The following is a 17,905-nucleotide window of genomic DNA, read 5'->3' as shown; positions in this document are numbered from 1 at the left end:
ATATTTTCAATTCTCATAATACCCTTACCAACCATTCGCTGGTTAATGCATACCAAGTACACATTGGCTTGAAAATAACTTTTCAAATTGTATGTCCCTCCTTCAATAGCATCTTTGCTGATTATTCACGCATTTCGCAGCATATTCCTGCACTAACTGCGCAGCTTTTAAACACTGTTTCATATTCGTGACAGTCAGTAACTAATACGCTACAACAAATTTATATCCAAGACATAAAAACACATGAAATGTGTGGTTAAAAACTATATTCTTCGGCGCAATTATTATGATAAATAATGGATATACACACATGACAACATCTCAAGGTGCAACGCTTTCAAATGCACCAGCACAAGACGCACACACGTCTAAGTCAAAATGGAACCTGCACGATACGCAGTGGACACTGAGCCTTTTTGGCACCGCAGTAGGTGCTGGTATTTTATTTTTACCGATTAATATTGGTATTGGTGGTTTTTGGCCACTGATTATTATGGCGTGTTTAGCCTTTCCAATGACCTTTTTAGCGCACCGTGGTTTGGCGCGTTTTGTATTATCATCAAAAAATAAAGAGGCTGATTTTACCGATGTAGTAGAAGAACACTTTGGCGTAAACGCGGGTCGACTGATCTCCTTATTATACTTTTTATCAATTTTTCCTATTTTGCTTATTTACGGTGTGGGTTTAACCAATACGGTAGACAGCTTTATGGTCAATCAGTTAGGGATGGAGTCGCCGTCACGCGTTGCTTTATCGGGTATTTTAGTTGCACTAATGATTGGCTTAATGATGGGCGGTGAACGCTTAATGCTGCGCGCCTTTGCTATTTTAGTGTACCCGCTAGTGGGTATTTTATTCTTTTTGTCTTTGTATTTAATCCCAAGCTGGCAAATGCCCGATACAGCTTTGCCTGAGCTAGGTAGCTTTAGTAAAACACTTTGGTTATCGATTCCTATTATTGTGTTTTCGTTTAGCCATGCAGCGGCTATTTCAAGCTTTGTTAATAAGCAACGTAGTCACTACGGTGACCTAGCAACGTCTAAGTCAGAAGCGATTTTAAAGCGCACTAGCTTATTGCTGATCACCTTTGTTTTATTATTTGTGTTCTCATGCGTGTTATCGCTTACCGGCGACCAAATGGCTGAAGCAAAAGCGGCAAACGTCTCTGTTTTATCTTACTTGGCTAATATTACAGAAAACTCATTCATTGCAACGCTGGGACCTTTGGTTGCCTTTATTGCGATTATGTCGTCGTTTTTAGGTCACTTTTTAGGGGCACGCGAAAGCTTTACTGGGTTAGTGACTAAACACTCAAGCATGAGCCCTAAAGTCGCTGACAAAGTGGGTGCGGTACTGATGTTTTTCGCTATTTGGTTCTGCGCGGTTAAGAACCCAAGCATACTAGATATGATGGATCAGTTATCGGGGCCAATCATTGCGATGATTTTATTCATTATGCCAATGATTGCAGTTTACAAAGTGCCTAGCTTACAAAAATACCGTAACCGTTTAAGTACCTTATTTGTACTGGCTGTTGGCTCATTAGCTGTATTTGCGTTACTGTACAGCATGCTTGGCTAAGCAGTATTTATTACAAAAGCCCAGTATTTTGCTGGGCTTTTTTGTGTCTACGATTTATCGCAAATGATTTGTTTATCTTATTGTTTGTGCAATGTTAGCTTATATATTCGTTTAAAAAACAAGCCAGCCATGCAAAATAATAAATACGTTTTTTTACTCACTTTTATACTCATACTATTTAGCCCTGACATTAAAGCCGCTGAGCCCCCTACTATTCTATCAATGAAAGAAAGGGCTGCGTTTATCGATAGCATTACCGAAAAACGTATTAAGACTTTATTACCCACATTAATGCAGCAACACAGTATAGATATGTGGCTAATGATAAGCCGCGAATATAATGAAGACCCGATATTAAAAACCATGCTGCCTGCTACATGGCTCTCGGCAAGGCGCACCACTATTTTATTATTTGCAGTTAACAAACAAGGCGGTGTTGACGCCTTTGCAATTGCGCCTTACAAAATAGGGAGTGTTTTTAAAAAAGCCTGGGATAAGCAAGCACAGCCTAATCAGTGGCAAGCGCTCAATACGCTTATTGAGCAATACCAACCGCGAAATATTGCTCTCAACACATCTACAGATTGGGCACATGCCGATGGGCTAGTGCTTGGCGATTACACCACTTTAATGGCCAACTTACCTGCGATATATAAAAATAAAATAACCTCAGCCGAGCCGCTGGCTGTTGCATGGTTAGAGCAACGCATTCCAGAAGAAGTGGACATGTACAAACACATTGTTGCTATTGCTCACTCTATTATTGCTGAGGGCTTTTCAAATAAAGTAATTACGGTGGGCAAAACAACCAGCGACGACTTAGTATGGTGGTTTAGAGAGCGCGTAAGGGAGCTTAAGCTGCAAACGTGGTTTCACCCTAGTATTGCAATACAACGCGCCGACAGTAAATCGTTCGACCACGAAGACAGCTTTACCAACGGCTATGCCGATAATGTTATTCAAGCAGGCGACTTATTACATATCGATTTTGGTATTAATTATTTGCGTTTAAATACAGACACTCAACAACACGCTTATGTTTTAAAACCAGACGAAACAAAAGCCCCCGATTACCTTGTTGATGCGTTAAAAAAGGGCAATAAGCTACAAGACATTTTTACGGCTGAATTTACAGCTGGGAAAACAGGTAATCAGGTATTAAAAGCCGCCCGCGAAAAAGCCATTGCACAGGGGTTAAAGCCCACTATTTATACTCACCCGCTCGGCTATCATGGTCATGCAGCTGGTACAACACTAGGTATGTGGGATGCTCAGCAAGGTGTGCCGGGGGATGGCGATTACCCGTTGCATTTAAACACGGCGTACTCGATTGAGCTTAACAATGCGGTGTTTATAAAACCGTGGAATAAAGAAATAAGAATAATGCTTGAAGAAGATGCTATGTTTGATAAAACCGGTGTGTGGTACCTCAATGGCCGACAAACCCAGTTATTACTTGTTAAGTAGCATTAAACAACACATACAAAAATGGCGCTCAATGAGCGCCATTTTTATTTAATCTAATTGCTATTATTCTGTATCTGGCAGGTTACGGCCATAGAATATTTCTTGCATTTCACGTGTTAGCTTTGAGCGAATCTCTTCTTCTTCGTCATCTGACAAATCATCAGTAGATAAACCAAATAAATACGTATTTAAATCGGTTTCTTTTAACATCATTTTGGTATGGAACAGGTTTTCTTGATACACGTTCACGTCCATCATTTGGTACGCTTCTTTGGTATCTTCTGTCATGAAGTTTTGAATCGAATTAATTGCATGATCAATGTAATGTTTAACGCCGTTTACATCACGGGTAAAACCACGTACGCGGTAATCAATCGTTACTACATCAGACTCAAGACTATGGATTAAGAAGTTTAACGCTTTAAGCGGCGAGATAATGCCACAGGTTGATACTTCAATATCCGCACGGAAAGTACAAATACCATCATCTGGGTGTGCTTCAGGGTATGTGTGAACACAAATGTGGCTTTTATCAAGGTGTGCAACCACTGAGTCAGGTAATGGCCCTGGTGCTTCGTCAGCATCATAGTTTTGCTGCTCTTCTACAGGCTCTTCTGAAACTAAAATAGTTACACTGGCACCTTGTGGCTCATAATCTTGACGTGCAACATTTAAAATATTGGCACCAATAATATCAACCACATCACCTAAAATGTCGGTTAGTCTATCTGCACTATACTGCTCATCGATATATTCTATATATTCTTTACGTTGTTGCTCTGTTTTTGCATAGCAAATATCGTAAATACTAAAGCTTAGGCTTTTAGTTAAATTATTAAAGCCATGAAGTTTAAGTTTATCGAAGGGTTTGTTCATATAAACCAACCTATAAATTAGTGAAATCTGCACCTGCAGAATGAAAAGTTCGCGGATTTTATACGAATTTCACTCACGGAAAAAGCGTTATTTTCCCTGATCTTCAACAACTTCATGGCTATGGGTAATTTCTACTGTTTTATCAAGCATTAATGCAACTGAGCAATACTTTTCGGCAGAAAGCGAAACCGCTCGCTCTAGGTGTTTTTCAGATACATTCTTACCAGTTACAACAAAGTGCAAATTAATTTTAGTGAACACGCGCGGGGCTGTTTCTGCTCGTTCAGCAGTTAATTGCACATCAACGGATGAGAAGTCTTGCTTGGTTTTTTTTAAAATACTTACCACATCAACCGATGAACAGCCACCGACAGACATAAGCACCATTTCCATTGGGCTTGGTGCTGCTCCGTCACTACCCGCATCAAATACCACATTATGATTACTATTAGAGCGGCCTATATAGGTATTACCTTCAACCCATTTTACATTTGCTTGCATTGTTTTATCTCATTAGTTTAATTTTGCATTCATTACACGCAGGCTCTCACGCGCATTTAAATTAAATAGCGAATAAAGCGTGGTTTTTAAAGGGGGAAATATTAATTAATAGCGTTATCAAATAAGTTTTTAACTAGTCCAGCAAACTCGTCAATAAAAGCATGCTGTTCTACTGTAACAGTGTGAGAGGTCACACTACTAAGCACTTCTTGTAAATCGTAAACAATGCCATCAACCTCGCGCACAATTTGACTGCGTTGCTCTGTAGAAAGGTCTGGGTGTTGTTGACAAATGCGTATGACATTTTCGGCAATTACATCTTCAATTAACTCAATAACGGTTGGCGCACCTGGCTTTATTTCACCTGCCTTTTCAAACAACGCTAAGTTCTGAGTTAGGTACATTATTAAATCATCGTACCCTTGCCTGTTTAAAACCATCGTTTATTTACCTCAAAAATACTGATTGCTTAATTTAAGCAGAAAGCACTGATAATTGCTAGCTTTGTGAGATTGCAATACAAAAAAAGCAGCCGAAGCTGCTTTTATACTAATTAAGTAGTACTTAACTAACGTTCAGAGTACTTAATCTATTTTTAAGCCTGGGCTTAATGTTGCTGGCATGGTTACTTTTTCAAGTTCCACAGAAGCAACAGGGTATGCACAGTAATCGGCAGCGTAATAAGCGCTCGCTCTATGATTACCTGAGGCACCAATACCACCAAACGGCGCAGCACTTGAGGCGCCTGTAATTGGACGGTTCCAGTTAACAATACCCGCACGAATACGACGTAAGAAATGATCGTAATCAGCTTGGTTATCACTTAATAAACCTGCTGATAAACCAAAGCTAGTGTCGTTTGCTTTATCAATTGCTTGGTCAAAGTCATCAAAGCGGAATACTTTTAAAAGTGGACCAAAATGCTCTTCATCTGGGAAGTCATTAATATTAGTACACTCAATAATACCTGGTGTAACAAAACCGGTGTTAGCTGTATGCTCAAGCTCAACTAACACGTCACCACCCATGGCTTTTAACTCGTCTTGCGCTTTAACCATACCAGCAGCAGCGGCCGCTGAGATCATTGAACCCATAAACGGTTGGTCAGCGTCGTCGTAGTTACCAACTTTAATTGCTTTAGTCGCTGTAATTAAGCGCGCTAAAATTTCATCGCCTTTAGCGCCTGTTGGTAAAAACAATTTACGCGCACAGGTACAACGTTGGCCGCTTGAGATAAACGCAGACTGCACAATATCATGCACTACAGCAAGAGTATCTTCTGCATCTTTAACGATTAGTGGATTATTACCACCCATTTCAAGCGCTAAAATTTTACCTGGTTGACCTGCGAACTGTTCATGTAAAATATGACCCGTACGTGAAGATCCAGTAAAGAATAAACCATCAATGCCTTTGTGTGACGCCAATGCTTTACCTGTTTCTACTTCACCTTGAACTAGGTTAATTACCCCAGCAGGTAAACCGGCTTTTTCCCATAGTTTAAGGGTTAGCTCAGCCACCATAGGTGTAAGTTCAGATGGTTTAAATACCACAGTATTACCGGCTAAAAGTGCAGGTACAATGTGGCCATTTGGTAAGTGCCCAGGGAAGTTGTAAGGACCAAATACAGCAACAACACCATGTGGCTTATGACGGATCATCGCACGACCTTGCGGCATAGCGTTTTCAACATCACCAGTACGCTCTAAAAATGCTTTTTCAGCAATGGCAATTTTACCTACCATGGCGCCCGCTTCAGTACGTGTTTCCCAAAGTGGTTTACCTGTTTCTTGTGCAATAGCAACCGCTAGATCTTCGCTGTGCTCTTTTAATGTTGCAGCAAAGGTTTTTACAATCTCTAAACGCTCGCTAAAGCTTTTATCAGCCCAACTGTAAAATGCTTCACGTGCTGATGCTACAGCGCTATCTACTTGCTCTGCGCTTGCAGCTGATGCCTGCCAAATAACGTCGTTATTTGCAGGATTAACTGAGTTAAATTCTGTGCCTTGGCCTTGCGACCATTGACCATTAATAAATTGTGCAGGATGAGTCATATACTTTCTCCTAAATTAAACTGGGGTAGCAGTAACAAAGTCGCCCGATTTTAAATGTAATGCATCAGCAAGTTCTTGCGTAAGCACAAGGCTGTTTGAACGTGAATCAAATGCCATAGGAACAACGGTTGCTCTAAAGTCTTCAAGCTTATCATTGGCTAGCAATACCATGGTATCACCTGTCATTTCGCCAATTTCAACACTAAAGTTTTGTGCATTACGTACAGTAGCAATGTTATCTACTTTTGCTTCAACGGTTGGGCCTGCATCAAAAATGTCGACGTAACCATTAAAAGTAAAGCCTTCACTTTTTAATAACTGAATAGCTGGGCGCGTATTATCGTGTACTTGACCAATAACCGCTTGCGCTTCTTTACTCAATAAGTTGACGTAAATTGGGTATTTAGGCATTAACTCAGCAATAAACACTTTTTGGCCAATTCCCGTCAGATAATCTGCGGTTGGAAAATCCATTGAGAAAAAGTGCTCTTCAAGCCACTGCCAAAACGGGCTACTGCCGTTTTCGTCAGATACGCCACGCATTTCTGCGATAACGGTTTGTGCAAAGCGTTGCTGGTGCTGTTTTATAAACATAAAGCGTGCTTTTGAAAGCAGCTTACCGTTACAATTTTTACGATAACCGTCTTTTAAAAACAGCGTACACAGCTCTGTAGCCCCAGTGTAGTCATTACAAAGGGTGAGAATATCTACCGCTTTATATACATCTAGCGTGCGCGAAGAGTGAATCACTTTACTCAAATGATAGTGATAAAATGCGTCATCTAAGCCAACTGCCGCTTCAATACCTGAAGTACCAACTACTTCACCAGTTTCAGTATCTTCAAGAACAAATAAGTACCCTTCATCACCAGGCTGTGACGTGGTTTTTGTAAATGAATTAACTGAATGTGCAATCTTCTTTTGTAATAACTCTTCATTATTAGGTAAAGAAGTAAAGCCATGTCCCGACTCGTCGGCAATGGTTACTAAAGCTGCATAATCACTTTTTTGGATTGGGCGAAGGATCATCATGAATCCGCTTACTCCCTTATATATAACGGTAAATAGGAACTGCAGGGCAAACAATGTTTGCCCTTAGAGAAGTTGAATTAGCGATTACGCGTTTACAACGTGGGCTACAGCTTTTTCAAAGCGTGCCATGCCTTCGCGAATATCAGCTTCTGGTATTACTAAAGATGGAGTGAAACGAACCACATCAGCACCCGCTACAAGTGACATTAAGCCATGCTCAGTACCGGCTACTAAAAACTCTTTAGCGCGCCCTTTGTACTGCTCATTAACTACGGCACCGATTAATAAACCTTGGCCACGAATTTCACTAAATACATGGTACTTTTCGTTAATCGCATTAAGTAGCTCGGTAAATAACGCCGCTTTTGCTTTAACGCCCGCTAATACTTCTGGGTTGTTCACTGTATCAAATGCAGCTTCTGCAACTGCACAGGCTAGTGGGTTACCGCCGTAAGTAGAACCATGGGTACCTACTTTAAGATGCTGTGCAATCTCAGTGGTTGTTAGCATAGCGCCAATTGGAAAACCACCACCAAGTGCTTTTGCTGAAGTTAAAATGTCAGGTACTACGTTTAAGCCTTGGTATGCGTATAGCTCACCCGTACGACCAACACCTGATTGCACTTCATCAAAAATTAGCAATGCATTGTGCTTAGTACATAAATCACGAACGCCTTGAGCAAATTCGTCAGTTGGCGAGATAATACCGCCTTCACCTTGAATTGGCTCCATCATTACCGCACAGGTATTATCGCTAATCAACGCTTCAAATGCGGCAAGGTCATTGTAGTCACAATGAACAATGTCGCCTGGCTTAGGGCCAAAACCGTCAGAGTAAGCCGCTTGACCGCCTACAGTAACCGTGAAGAAGGTACGACCATGGAAACCTTTATTAAAGGCGATAATTTGTGACTTTTCTGCACCAAATTTATCAAGCGCAAAACGACGCGCTAATTTAAGTGCCGCTTCGTTTGCTTCTGCGCCTGAGTTTGCAAAGTAAACTTTTTCTGCAAAAGTCGCATCAACCATTTTTTTAGCTAAGCGAAGCGCTGGCTCATTGGTCATTACATTTGATAAATGCCAAATTTTTTCGCCCTGCTCTTTTAATGCACCCACTAATGCAGGATGGCAGTGGCCAAGACAGTTAACGGCAATACCACCAGCAAAGTCGATAAACTCTCGTCCTTGTTGATCCCATACACGAGAGCCTTCGCCTCGAACTGGAATTACGCTTGAAGGTGCGTAGTTAGGAACCATTACGTGATCAAATAATTCGCGATTGACTGTCATTTTATTTCCTCTTAATTGTGTGCATCACAAAGCAGTAGAATAGGGGTGTGATTATTGTTAATAACCAAATGTGTCGGCAAAAAATAATAGCTATGTATTTGCCTGAAACTACGTTGTGGTTCAATTTTCAGGCGCTCATTATTTCAGAAATTTAGGGTTATGTCTCTTCAAAAACTTTCATGTACCCCTTTAAAATAAAGGGCTTAAGATATTATTTCATAGATAGTGAATAACTATTTGAGAGCTAGTAATGATGTGCATTTACCTTAGTCAGCGCCTCTACAACGAAAAAAGCATAGCGCTTATAAACCAACTGCACATGAATAAGTAGAATTAAAGTGAATGAATAGTCGCAAAAAAATTAACAGATTTAATCGATTTGAAGTGCCAAATTAGTAAAATTAGCTGTTTGTAAGGTCTCTAACTCTTTTTTTGTAAACTTATAATAGCTAAACCAGCTTTGTAATTCATCGTCTTCAATAAGCTGGTGCTCTTTTAAATTTAAGTACTGAGAGTAGCAGCGAGCTTTTAAAATTACTTGCGATAATGGCAATAAGCTATCACCTTTTTCTGTCCCATTCACTAACTGCTGCATAACAGTGTTAAAGGGTAAGTATTTAAATGACATGGTTTCAATCACCTTGGTGCTAACAAGCAGTGATTTTTCATTCAGCAATGTCGTTAAAAATAGCGGGTCAGGTTTTAACTCTAACAACGCAGTGTGTAGGTTTTTGTCACCTTCTTCACGAGCACGCTGTATTTTGCGTTGCCATACTTGCTCAAACACTTTTAAGTATAAGCGCACTAAGGCAATTTGCCCCACATTTAATAACATGCCTAAGGTAAATGCATGCATGGGATTTAACCCATTAAGCTGCGCTAGAGTTTGTGCCGCAATAGCACATGACATAGTGTTGTCTTTTAACCTGCGCTTTAATAGCGGAAATGGTGCGGTGCTGTTTGGCATCCAATGGCGCACTGCAAAAGTAGGCACTACCAGTTGCAGGTTGTCTAAGCCTAAATAACGTAATGCCAATGCTGGGGTATCTACTTTGACTGAGGTGCCTTTACTGCGTTGCTTACGATAAAAAGGTAAATTAACTAAGGTAACCAGCTCTCGTCCAAGCCAGTTTAAATCGTTAATTAGCGGCTCTAAACGACCGACCGATGCCGCGCGTGTTGCAAGAATATCAAGTATAGCGGGCACATTATCATCTATACCAACAGTGTCTTTGATGACTAAATCTATGTCTTCAAGACGTTTGGCCATCACGGTTTCAATAACCGTATGTAATTTTTGACTGGTTTTTGCCTGTAACTTTTGATGTGAAGTACTTTTTTGTTGACGCTTTTGCTGAGCGGCCACTTCAACTTCTAATAAGGTACGCTTTTTAACGGGTTTACCGTCATTGAGGTCTAAGGTATGAATAAAGCCTATTTGCTGATTAGCAAAACTATGACCCAGTAGCAAATCATGCGCTCGTTGGTGTAGCACGTTAACAATTCGCTGTTGCTGCAATGTATCGGTCATAAACTCTATCTTAAGGCAAAAAAGGAAAATAGCTTACAGGTATAAGCCTAGAAGCGCGTTAAAAAGTTATCAAGTAAGGCTAAGCCTTGCTCGGTCAAAATTGCTTCAGGGTGAAACTGCACGCCTTCAAGTGCGAGCTCATTATGCAACAATCCCATAATTTCATCACGCAGCCCAGTGTTGCTTTGTGTCCATGCTGTTACTTCTAGTTCTTTAGGCAATGAGTGCGCTTCAACAATTAAAGAATGGTAGCGGCACACTGTCAGCGGGTTGGGTAAACCTTTAAACATACCTTGATGCTGGTGATAAATTGGCGATGTTTTTCCATGCATAACCTGTTTAGCGCGCACCACCTTTCCACCTAGCACCTGAGCAATAGTTTGGTGCCCCAAACAAATACCTAATATAGGATAAGTTCCTTTAAATTGCTCTACAACAGATAACGATACTCCCGCTTCACTTGGGCTTTTAGGGCCTGGAGAAATCACAATATGATCGGGGTTTAACTGTTTAATTTCGCTCAGCGTTATTTGGTCGTTACGTTTTACCACCACTTCTTGATCTAATCGTTGAAAATACTGTACCAAATTGTAGGTAAACGAGTCGTAGTTATCGATCATTAAAAGCATGTATTAAAGTACTCAAAGTAATTAGGCGGATGGTTATTGCATGCATATTCTAACTGAAGGCTTTGCAGGTGTCAGTGTTTTGCAGCTCAGCTAATACAAATAGCTCGCTTACAATCAGCAATGGTTGATTTATTTTAAATCAGCCCAAGCTCTATTATATGAGTAATTCAGTAGTTACAAACTGTCTATCAGTAAAGTGACCTGCATTATCCAACAACGCATTAAATACGTATAAGCAAGGAGTAACCTATGTTAGGCGAAGACCATTCATTAACTAAAGACTTTCCTGATTACACGCAAACAATTGCAAAACTCAATGCAAATGATGAAAACTTTGCTACTAAAGCAAAACAATACAATGAAATCGATAAAGAAATTCGGGTACTTGAACTACAAGATTCACCTATCGATGACGAAGCTATGCAGCAGCTAAAGCACGACAGAATGGTATTAAAAGATTGGTTACATCAACAATTAACGAGTACTAATTAATCACTATTGCTTGGCGTCTATTAAATAATAGGCGCCATAATTTAATTATCATTTCCCTCTCCTACCCTCTGCTAATCTATAATTTTAACCATTATGGTGCAAAAGCATTGCTATTCGTTTAGCTTAAAGACAAGCTATCTTTATCTAAATTAAACAACGTTATTTTTTATGGCTAAATACTTACTCTCGATTGATCAAGGAACGACAAGCTCTCGGGCTATTTTATATAGCAAAGATGCACAGATGATAGGGAGTGCTCAACAAACCTTCCCTCAGCATTTTGTAAAAAATGGTTGGGTTGAACACAACCCTGTAGATATTTGGCAAACTGTATTAACCAGCGTCAAAAACCTCTTAGCGCAGCAACAAGTAACCGCCGCCGACATAATTGCCATCGGCATTGCTAATCAGCGAGAAACCACTTTAGTGTGGAATAAAAAAACTGGGCAACCTATTTATAACGCGATTGTATGGCAAGACCGACGCACTAGTGAATATTGCGATAGTTTACGTCATGCTGGGCATACAAAAATGGTGAATGATAAAACCGGTTTAGTACTCGACCCTTATTTTTCTGCAACCAAAGTTCGTTGGATTTTAGATAACGTCACTGGCGCTAAAGAGCAAGCACATGCAGGTGAACTAGCATTTGGCACGGTAGATACCTACTTATTGTGGCAATTAACCGACGGTAAAGTGCACAAAACCGATGCCACTAATGCCTCACGAACTTTACTGTTTAATATTCATCAGCAATGCTGGGATGAAGAATTACTGGCTTTATTTGATATCCCACTGGCTATGTTGCCTGAGGTAATGGACTCAGCGGCTGATTTTGGGATAACAAGCGGCGAGTTGTTCGGTAGTGAAATTCCTATTTGTGGTATTGCAGGCGATCAGCAAGCGGCTTTAATTGGTCAAGCCTGTTTTGAAGAAGGTATGGCAAAAAGCACCTACGGCACGGGCTGCTTTTTAATGCTTAACACTGGCGATAAAGCACTAAAATCAAATAATCGTTTATTAACCACTCTTGCATATCGGCTCAACGGCAAACCCACCTATGCGATTGAAGGCAGCATTTTTATGGCCGGTGCCACCATGCAGTGGATAGTAGAAGGCCTAAAGTTATTAGAAAACGCAGGTGAAAGTGAAGCCCTTGTCAAAGGTGTTCCCTTAGATCATGGGGTGTTTTTAGTGCCCTCGTTTACTGGCTTAGGAGCGCCCTATTGGGATGCAAATGCAAGAGGCGCTATTTTAGGCCTAACCCGAGATTCAGGCATTAGTACTATTGTGGCAGCTGCCTTACAGTCGGTGGGTTATCAAACCAAAGATTTACAAAAAGCCATGGAGGGTGACGGGCTTCGTCCTAGTATTTTAAGGGTTGATGGCGGCATGGCAAACAATAATTGGGCCATGGCATTTTTAGCTAACATTTTAGGCGCAAGCGTTGAACGCCCAACCTTAACCGAAACCACTTCATTGGGGGTTGCCTACTTAGCAGGGCTGCAAACTGGGGTGTATGAATCAACTGCGCAGCTTGCCAACATGTGGAAAAGCGATCGTCGCTTTGAACCAACCATGAGCAGTGAAGAGCGCAACGATTTATACGCAAAGTGGCTACATTGCATTGCACAAGTTAGACTTTCTAATAGTACTGACGACGAGAGTGACTAAACACAGGGAAATCTATGAGCGCACACGACAACGAATATGACTTACTCATTATTGGCGGTGGTATTAACGGCGCTGGCATTGCAGCCGATGCTAGTGGTCGTGGCTTAAAAGTACTCTTATGTGAGCAGAACGATTTAGCCTCTGCTACCTCTTCTAATAGCAGCAAACTTATTCATGGCGGGCTTCGCTATTTAGAGAATTATCAATTTAGATTGGTAAGAGAGGCCTTGCGTGAGCGTGAAGTACTGTTAAAAAAAGCACCGCATATTATGTGGCCACTGTCTTTTCGACTGCCGCACCAAGCACATTTGCGTTCGCCATGGATGATTCGCATGGGGTTATTTATTTATGACCATCTAGCCTGGCGTAATACTTTACCCCCTTCAAAGGCGATTGAGTTTAACAGCGATAGCGTACTTAACAGCAGCGTCACCCAAGGCTTTGAATACGCAGACTGCTGGGTTGATGACGCGCGCTTAGTGATTTTAAACGCACAAGCAGCGCATAATTTGGGCGCCACAATTGCAACACGCACGCGCTGTATTAAAGCCACCCGTAACGCAAACTATTGGAATGTAATTTTAGAGCAGCAAGCTAGCAAGCAACACCTAAATATTAAGGCTAAAAGTGTTGTAAATGCTGCAGGCCCTTGGGTCGCGTCATTATTTGAAGATGTATTTACCCAGCCCACACCACATACTGTTCGCCTTGTAAAAGGCAGTCACATTGTGGTGCCTCGAGTTCATAGCCAGCCGGTTGCCTATATTTTACAAAACGAGGATAACCGTATTGTATTTGTTATTCCTTATGAGCAAGATTACTCACTAATTGGCACCACTGATGAAGATTATTCCGGCGATATTGCTGATGTAAAAATTAGTGAGCAAGAAATCGAATACCTGATCAGTATTACTAATCATTACTTTAAAAAGCCAATAAGCAAAGCGGATATTGTGCACACGTTTAGTGGCGTGCGCCCGCTGTTAGATGACAAATCAACGGATGCCCAAGCGGTCACCCGCGATTACAAACTGATATTAAATAATGAAGCTGATCACGCCCCATTATTAAGCGTATTTGGTGGCAAAATTACCACCTATAGAAAGCTTGCAGAAAATGCCGTTAATAAATTAGCGCCCCTTTACCCAAAATTGAGTCGCTCGTGGACGAAAGACACCCCTTTACCAGGTGGCGACTTTAGTAACCAAGCATACCTTATCGCACAGTTAGAAAGCAGCTATTCTTGGCTGCCAATCGACACCTTAAAACGTATGGCTCGCAGCTATGGTACGCTTAGCTATCAATTATTGGGTAAAAGTCAAGCAATCGGCGATTTAGGTTATCACTTTGGCCATGGCTTATATGCAAAAGAAGTTGATTACTTAGTAAACCATGAATGGGCAAAAAGCAGCGCAGATATATTGTGGCGCAGAACTAAGCTCGGACTACGCTTTACTGAAAAACAAGTCATTGCTCTGGCGCAATATTTAACTAAACATCCTGCTTGCCACAACTAAACTGCGATTAACTCGTGGCAACAAGGTGCTGTGTTAATGCGGCTTTTTCATCAGCCGAAAGCGTTTGCTTTGTTTTGCTGGCAAAGTCGTATCGCACCATGACAGTTTTACCAATTGCACAGCACTTATCTTGCTGCCAGGCTTCTTGGCGGATCACAAATGAGCTATTACCAATCTGCTCTATGCTGGTGTTAATTGTCACCTCATGAGCATAAAATAGCTCGCCGACAAACGACACTTCAACCTTAGCAATAATTAACTTCCAATTGTGAGGATTAAGATCAGGGGTAAAAAATTTAAAAATAGGTACTCGGGCTGCTTCAAACCAAACTGGGAGTACGGTATTGTTGATGTGTCCGAGTGCATCCGTTTCGCTAAAGCGCGGCATCACTTTTTCAGTAAACATAATAATCCATAATAATTAAACAGGTAACTCATGACGGACTTTATCCGCGTGTATGACAACGCGCTCAGCAGTGACTTTTGTGATAACTTTATCACTACCTTTTCTCAAAGCCCGCATATTAAACAAGGGATGACATCGGGTGGCGTTGATCTTAATAAAAAAGATAGCCACGACCTGCACTTAAACAATCATCCTGAGTACGCAGAACAATTAAAACATATTCAACAAACCACTGCACAGTTTGTTTTTAAATACATTGAAGAACATATTTTTATGATGATTGGGGCATTTGGCTTAAAAGTGTATCACCCAAAAACAGGTCAGCCGGTAGATTTGACTCATGCCAATTATGACGAAGTAGGTAAACCACAACTTCCTTTATTGGTGCAGCAAATTTTTAGGCTCGGTAATATTCAAGCACAAAAATATGAGGTCAATAAAGGGGGCTACCCGTATTGGCATAGTGAGGTGTATCCGCAGTTACAACATAATGAAGCCCTGCATCGGGTATTGTTATTTATGTTTTATTTAAATGATGTTGAAGAAGGCGGAGAAACCGAGTTTTATTATCAAAATCGTAAAATAGCCCCTAAAAAAGGCAGTATGGTGGTTGCTCCAGGATATTTCACGCATACACATAGAGGCAATAAGCCAGTATCAAATGATAAGTATATTTTAACCTCATGGGTTTTGTTCAATCGAGCAGAGCAAATATATGGAACGCCGCAAAGCTAAGTAATCAGCCAATAAAAAAGCCATAAGTAATTTTTACTTATGGCTTTAAAAAACGCTTAACAAATAAGGGTTTAGCCTAGCAGCTCATCAAACAAATTAAATAGCGTGTCCATTTCTTCTAGGGTGTTGTAGTGCATGCAACCAATGCGCACTACGCCACCCTTATCAAGCACACCCAGTTGTTTGCATAAACCTTGGGCGTAGAAATTACCATCCCATACACATACATGTTGTTTACCCAAAAATTCAGACACTTGGCGAGGCTCTAACCCTTCAAAGGTCAGTGCAAACGTAGGAGTTCGCTCACTTAAACGTGCTAAGTCATCAATACCAAACAATTTAATACGCGGGTAATTAACCAGACGTGTTAAAAAGTATTCACTAAGCGCCATCTCGTGTTGTTTCGTTTTTTCAAACGCAACACGTAGTTTTTCACGGCGTGAGTGACTGTCATCAAGTTCGCTAATTGCCGCAATGTAATCAACACCCGCAATAAAGCCCGCTAGTGCTTCAAAACTTTGTGTGCCAGTTTCCCAGCGACCTGGAGCAACATCTTTTGCTGGCTCTACTTTATAAGGTGTAAACCCTTCTAAATGCGAAGCTTTACCGTATACCATACCTAAGTGCGGGCCAAAAAACTTATATGCAGAACACGCTAAAAAATCGCAATCTAATGCTTGCACATCGATTAGTTCATGAGGGGCATAATGCACAGCATCAACATACACCAATGCACCGACATTGTGAGCAAGCTCTATAATGCGTTTAATATCGTTAATAGAGCCTGTGGTATTTGATGCATACGTAACCGCAACTAATTTAGTGTTAGCGTTTAATAAGCTTTCAAAATGCGCCATATCTAAACTGCAATCAGCTTCGTTAATTAGCGCTGTGTTAACCACTGCACCTTTATCTTCAGCGGCTTGCTGCCAAGACGATACATTTGAAAAATGATCTGCATTGGTCACAATAATTTCATCGCCTGCTTGCCAACTGCGTGAAATCGCGCGGCTGAAGCTAAACGTAAGGCTGGTCATATTAGGGCCAAATACAATATTTTGTGCACTAGGGGCATTTAACAAATCAGCCGCCGCTTGACGCGCATTAGCCATCAGTTCAACCGTTTTGTCACTTGAGAAAAACGCACCGCCCAAGTTTGAATTATAATGCCCTAAATAAGCAGTCATGGCACTGAGTACCGGTTGTGGTACTTGTGAGCCACCTGGTCCATCTAAAAACACCGGTGACTTGCCATCAACCGTTTGCATTAAAGCGGGAAATTGCGCGCGCAATTGCATTAAATTCATTTTATTTCTCTTAAGCAGTTAGTACAAAACAATCCAGGTAACCTGGTTTATTGGCATCAATTTTGTTCATTGGCGTGGCGTTATGCCATACCTGACGATCATTAATTAGTGCAAACATGCCGTCTTTTATTTCCATTTTAAAACACGGTTCTGCTTGTTGGTTTTCATAAACCAATAGCTCACCGCCTTCTAAATTTTCATGAGAAACACCACATACGCATACATGGTCAAACCCGTCTTGATGCACACCTTCAGGGGCTGCTGGCGTGTCGCTATCAATCGCAAGCATTCTAAATTGGTGAATTTCAATATCACGATCTGCATCAATACCGGTAATCGCACAAAATTCGCTAACAATATTTTTCATACCCTCAGACTCAAGCAAGCTTTGCTCTAAATTTTCGTAAGTACGTTCAACATTACCTTGAAAGGTATTAATTGAATCGTCTTGCACAAACGCTTTAGTCGCTTGAAGGTTGAGCTCATCATTTTGTAGTTTAACTACTGAATAACGGCGTTTGCGAAACGCACCATCTGCATATGGGTTTGCAGGTAAGTTATCAAAAGAAGGCTTAACCAAATCAATGTTGGCTTGGTTAATAAAACGAAGTTGCAGTAAATTCTGGTTGTTTAATGCGGTCATAAAATCCTGCTTATAATAATGATAATATTGGCAGGGATTTTAATGCATATAGCGAGGATTTTTTGCTTTATTATCCAACTCAAAAGCAAATAATAATTAAATTTAATTCAATATAAGATTATTAAAGCATGAATAATCCAAATTAAATTTAAACGATAAAAAACCCGCC

The 17,905-nt window shown here is 40.8% G+C and carries 17 protein-coding genes; 6 read left to right on the top strand and 11 right to left on the bottom strand.

What is annotated here, in order from left to right; translation table 11 throughout:
* The first annotated feature begins 310 nt into the window (after positions 1–310).
* Positions 311–1,582 carry an aromatic amino acid transport family protein gene (locus FLM54_RS01110; RefSeq protein WP_138623552.1) on the top strand — a complete coding sequence of 424 codons (1,272 nt, stop codon included), beginning with the start codon at positions 311–313 and terminating at the stop codon, positions 1,580–1,582.
* A gap of 129 nt (positions 1,583–1,711) precedes the next feature.
* Positions 1,712–3,049, top strand: coding sequence for a M24 family metallopeptidase (locus FLM54_RS01105; protein WP_138623550.1), 1,338 nt, complete (start codon positions 1,712–1,714; stop codon positions 3,047–3,049).
* A gap of 63 nt (positions 3,050–3,112) precedes the next feature.
* Here FLM54_RS01105 and speD read toward each other — a convergent pair whose 3' ends face one another.
* The 8 genes from speD to FLM54_RS01065 form a co-directional block, all read right to left on the bottom strand.
* Positions 3,113–3,925, bottom strand: a complete 813-nt coding sequence (speD, locus tag FLM54_RS01100; RefSeq protein WP_010392088.1) for an adenosylmethionine decarboxylase — start codon at positions 3,923–3,925, stop codon at positions 3,113–3,115.
* A gap of 87 nt (positions 3,926–4,012) precedes the next feature.
* Entirely contained in the window at positions 4,013–4,426 is a 414-nt protein-coding gene (locus tag FLM54_RS01095) for an OsmC family protein (RefSeq protein WP_138606675.1), read from the bottom strand.
* 101 nt (positions 4,427–4,527) lie between these two features.
* On the bottom strand, positions 4,528–4,866 hold the full coding sequence (locus FLM54_RS01090; protein WP_178954635.1) for a DUF3802 family protein: 339 nt from the start codon (positions 4,864–4,866) through the stop codon (positions 4,528–4,530).
* 144 nt (positions 4,867–5,010) lie between these two features.
* A complete protein-coding gene (gene astD, locus FLM54_RS01085; protein ID WP_178954633.1) occupies positions 5,011–6,480 on the bottom strand; it encodes a succinylglutamate-semialdehyde dehydrogenase in 1,470 nt (489 codons plus the stop codon).
* Positions 6,481–6,495: 15 nt separating this feature from the next.
* On the bottom strand, positions 6,496–7,512 hold the full coding sequence (gene astA / locus FLM54_RS01080) for an arginine N-succinyltransferase (protein ID WP_055012478.1): 1,017 nt from the start codon (positions 7,510–7,512) through the stop codon (positions 6,496–6,498).
* Between the two features lie 84 nt (positions 7,513–7,596).
* The gene (locus FLM54_RS01075; protein WP_008108435.1) at positions 7,597–8,802 is read right to left on the bottom strand and encodes an aspartate aminotransferase family protein; all 1,206 of its coding nucleotides are present in this window, start codon (positions 8,800–8,802) and stop codon (positions 7,597–7,599) included.
* A 370-nt stretch (positions 8,803–9,172) separates the two neighbouring features.
* Positions 9,173–10,333 carry an HDOD domain-containing protein gene (locus FLM54_RS01070; protein ID WP_109875693.1) on the bottom strand — a complete coding sequence of 387 codons (1,161 nt, stop codon included), beginning with the start codon at positions 10,331–10,333 and terminating at the stop codon, positions 9,173–9,175.
* A 47-nt stretch (positions 10,334–10,380) separates the two neighbouring features.
* On the bottom strand, positions 10,381–10,962 hold the full coding sequence (locus FLM54_RS01065; protein ID WP_010392074.1) for an anthranilate synthase component II: 582 nt from the start codon (positions 10,960–10,962) through the stop codon (positions 10,381–10,383).
* Between the two features lie 249 nt (positions 10,963–11,211).
* Between FLM54_RS01065 and FLM54_RS01060 the strand changes: the two genes are divergently transcribed.
* The 3 genes from FLM54_RS01060 to glpD all read left to right on the top strand — a co-directional run bounded on the left by FLM54_RS01060 (position 11,212) and on the right by glpD (position 14,645).
* On the top strand, positions 11,212–11,454 hold the full coding sequence (locus FLM54_RS01060) for a YdcH family protein (RefSeq protein ID WP_054202764.1): 243 nt from the start codon (positions 11,212–11,214) through the stop codon (positions 11,452–11,454).
* 168 nt (positions 11,455–11,622) lie between these two features.
* Complete coding sequence (gene glpK, locus FLM54_RS01055; RefSeq protein ID WP_178954631.1) at positions 11,623–13,128, top strand: glycerol kinase GlpK; 1,506 nt, start codon at positions 11,623–11,625, stop codon at positions 13,126–13,128.
* Positions 13,129–13,142: 14 nt separating this feature from the next.
* Positions 13,143–14,645, top strand: a complete 1,503-nt coding sequence (gene glpD / locus FLM54_RS01050; RefSeq protein ID WP_178954629.1) for a glycerol-3-phosphate dehydrogenase — start codon at positions 13,143–13,145, stop codon at positions 14,643–14,645.
* Between the two features lie 7 nt (positions 14,646–14,652).
* On the opposite strand, the gene FLM54_RS01045 is transcribed toward glpD, so the two are convergent.
* Positions 14,653–15,051 (bottom strand): acyl-CoA thioesterase, encoded by a 399-nt coding sequence (locus tag FLM54_RS01045; protein WP_055012471.1) that lies wholly within the window; start codon positions 15,049–15,051, stop codon positions 14,653–14,655.
* A gap of 30 nt (positions 15,052–15,081) precedes the next feature.
* Here FLM54_RS01045 and FLM54_RS01040 point away from each other — a divergent pair, with 30 nt between their 5' ends.
* Complete coding sequence (locus FLM54_RS01040; protein WP_055012470.1) at positions 15,082–15,786, top strand: 2OG-Fe(II) oxygenase; 705 nt, start codon at positions 15,082–15,084, stop codon at positions 15,784–15,786.
* Between the two features lie 71 nt (positions 15,787–15,857).
* On the opposite strand, the gene FLM54_RS01035 is transcribed toward FLM54_RS01040, so the two are convergent.
* Positions 15,858–17,093 (bottom strand): cysteine desulfurase-like protein, encoded by a 1,236-nt coding sequence (locus FLM54_RS01035; protein WP_178954627.1) that lies wholly within the window; start codon positions 17,091–17,093, stop codon positions 15,858–15,860.
* 10 nt (positions 17,094–17,103) lie between these two features.
* The gene (locus tag FLM54_RS01030; protein WP_178954625.1) at positions 17,104–17,736 is read right to left on the bottom strand and encodes a 2OG-Fe dioxygenase family protein; all 633 of its coding nucleotides are present in this window, start codon (positions 17,734–17,736) and stop codon (positions 17,104–17,106) included.
* Between the last annotated feature and the right edge of the window lie 169 nt (positions 17,737–17,905).

Source organism: Pseudoalteromonas sp. Scap25 (assembly GCF_013394125.1).
Lineage (GTDB): Bacteria > Pseudomonadota > Gammaproteobacteria > Enterobacterales > Alteromonadaceae > Pseudoalteromonas.
The sequence above is the reverse complement of the archived record's forward strand: the minus strand, read 5'-3'. Positions and strand labels throughout refer to the sequence as shown.

Coding starts and splice junctions, on each gene's coding strand:
- FLM54_RS01110 (WP_138623552.1), top strand. CDS start 311: ATGACAACATCTCAAGGTGCAACGCTTTCAAATGCACCAGCACAAGAC.
- FLM54_RS01105 (WP_138623550.1), top strand. CDS start 1,712: ATGCAAAATAATAAATACGTTTTTTTACTCACTTTTATACTCATACTA.
- speD (WP_010392088.1), bottom strand. CDS start 3,925: ATGAACAAACCCTTCGATAAACTTAAACTTCATGGCTTTAATAATTTA.
- FLM54_RS01095 (WP_138606675.1), bottom strand. CDS start 4,426: ATGCAAGCAAATGTAAAATGGGTTGAAGGTAATACCTATATAGGCCGC.
- FLM54_RS01090 (WP_178954635.1), bottom strand. CDS start 4,866: ATGGTTTTAAACAGGCAAGGGTACGATGATTTAATAATGTACCTAACT.
- astD (WP_178954633.1), bottom strand. CDS start 6,480: ATGACTCATCCTGCACAATTTATTAATGGTCAATGGTCGCAAGGCCAA.
- astA (WP_055012478.1), bottom strand. CDS start 7,512: ATGATGATCCTTCGCCCAATCCAAAAAAGTGATTATGCAGCTTTAGTA.
- FLM54_RS01075 (WP_008108435.1), bottom strand. CDS start 8,802: ATGACAGTCAATCGCGAATTATTTGATCACGTAATGGTTCCTAACTAC.
- FLM54_RS01070 (WP_109875693.1), bottom strand. CDS start 10,333: ATGACCGATACATTGCAGCAACAGCGAATTGTTAACGTGCTACACCAA.
- FLM54_RS01065 (WP_010392074.1), bottom strand. CDS start 10,962: ATGCTTTTAATGATCGATAACTACGACTCGTTTACCTACAATTTGGTA.
- FLM54_RS01060 (WP_054202764.1), top strand. CDS start 11,212: ATGTTAGGCGAAGACCATTCATTAACTAAAGACTTTCCTGATTACACG.
- glpK (WP_178954631.1), top strand. CDS start 11,623: ATGGCTAAATACTTACTCTCGATTGATCAAGGAACGACAAGCTCTCGG.
- glpD (WP_178954629.1), top strand. CDS start 13,143: ATGAGCGCACACGACAACGAATATGACTTACTCATTATTGGCGGTGGT.
- FLM54_RS01045 (WP_055012471.1), bottom strand. CDS start 15,051: ATGTTTACTGAAAAAGTGATGCCGCGCTTTAGCGAAACGGATGCACTC.
- FLM54_RS01040 (WP_055012470.1), top strand. CDS start 15,082: ATGACGGACTTTATCCGCGTGTATGACAACGCGCTCAGCAGTGACTTT.
- FLM54_RS01035 (WP_178954627.1), bottom strand. CDS start 17,093: ATGAATTTAATGCAATTGCGCGCGCAATTTCCCGCTTTAATGCAAACG.
- FLM54_RS01030 (WP_178954625.1), bottom strand. CDS start 17,736: ATGACCGCATTAAACAACCAGAATTTACTGCAACTTCGTTTTATTAAC.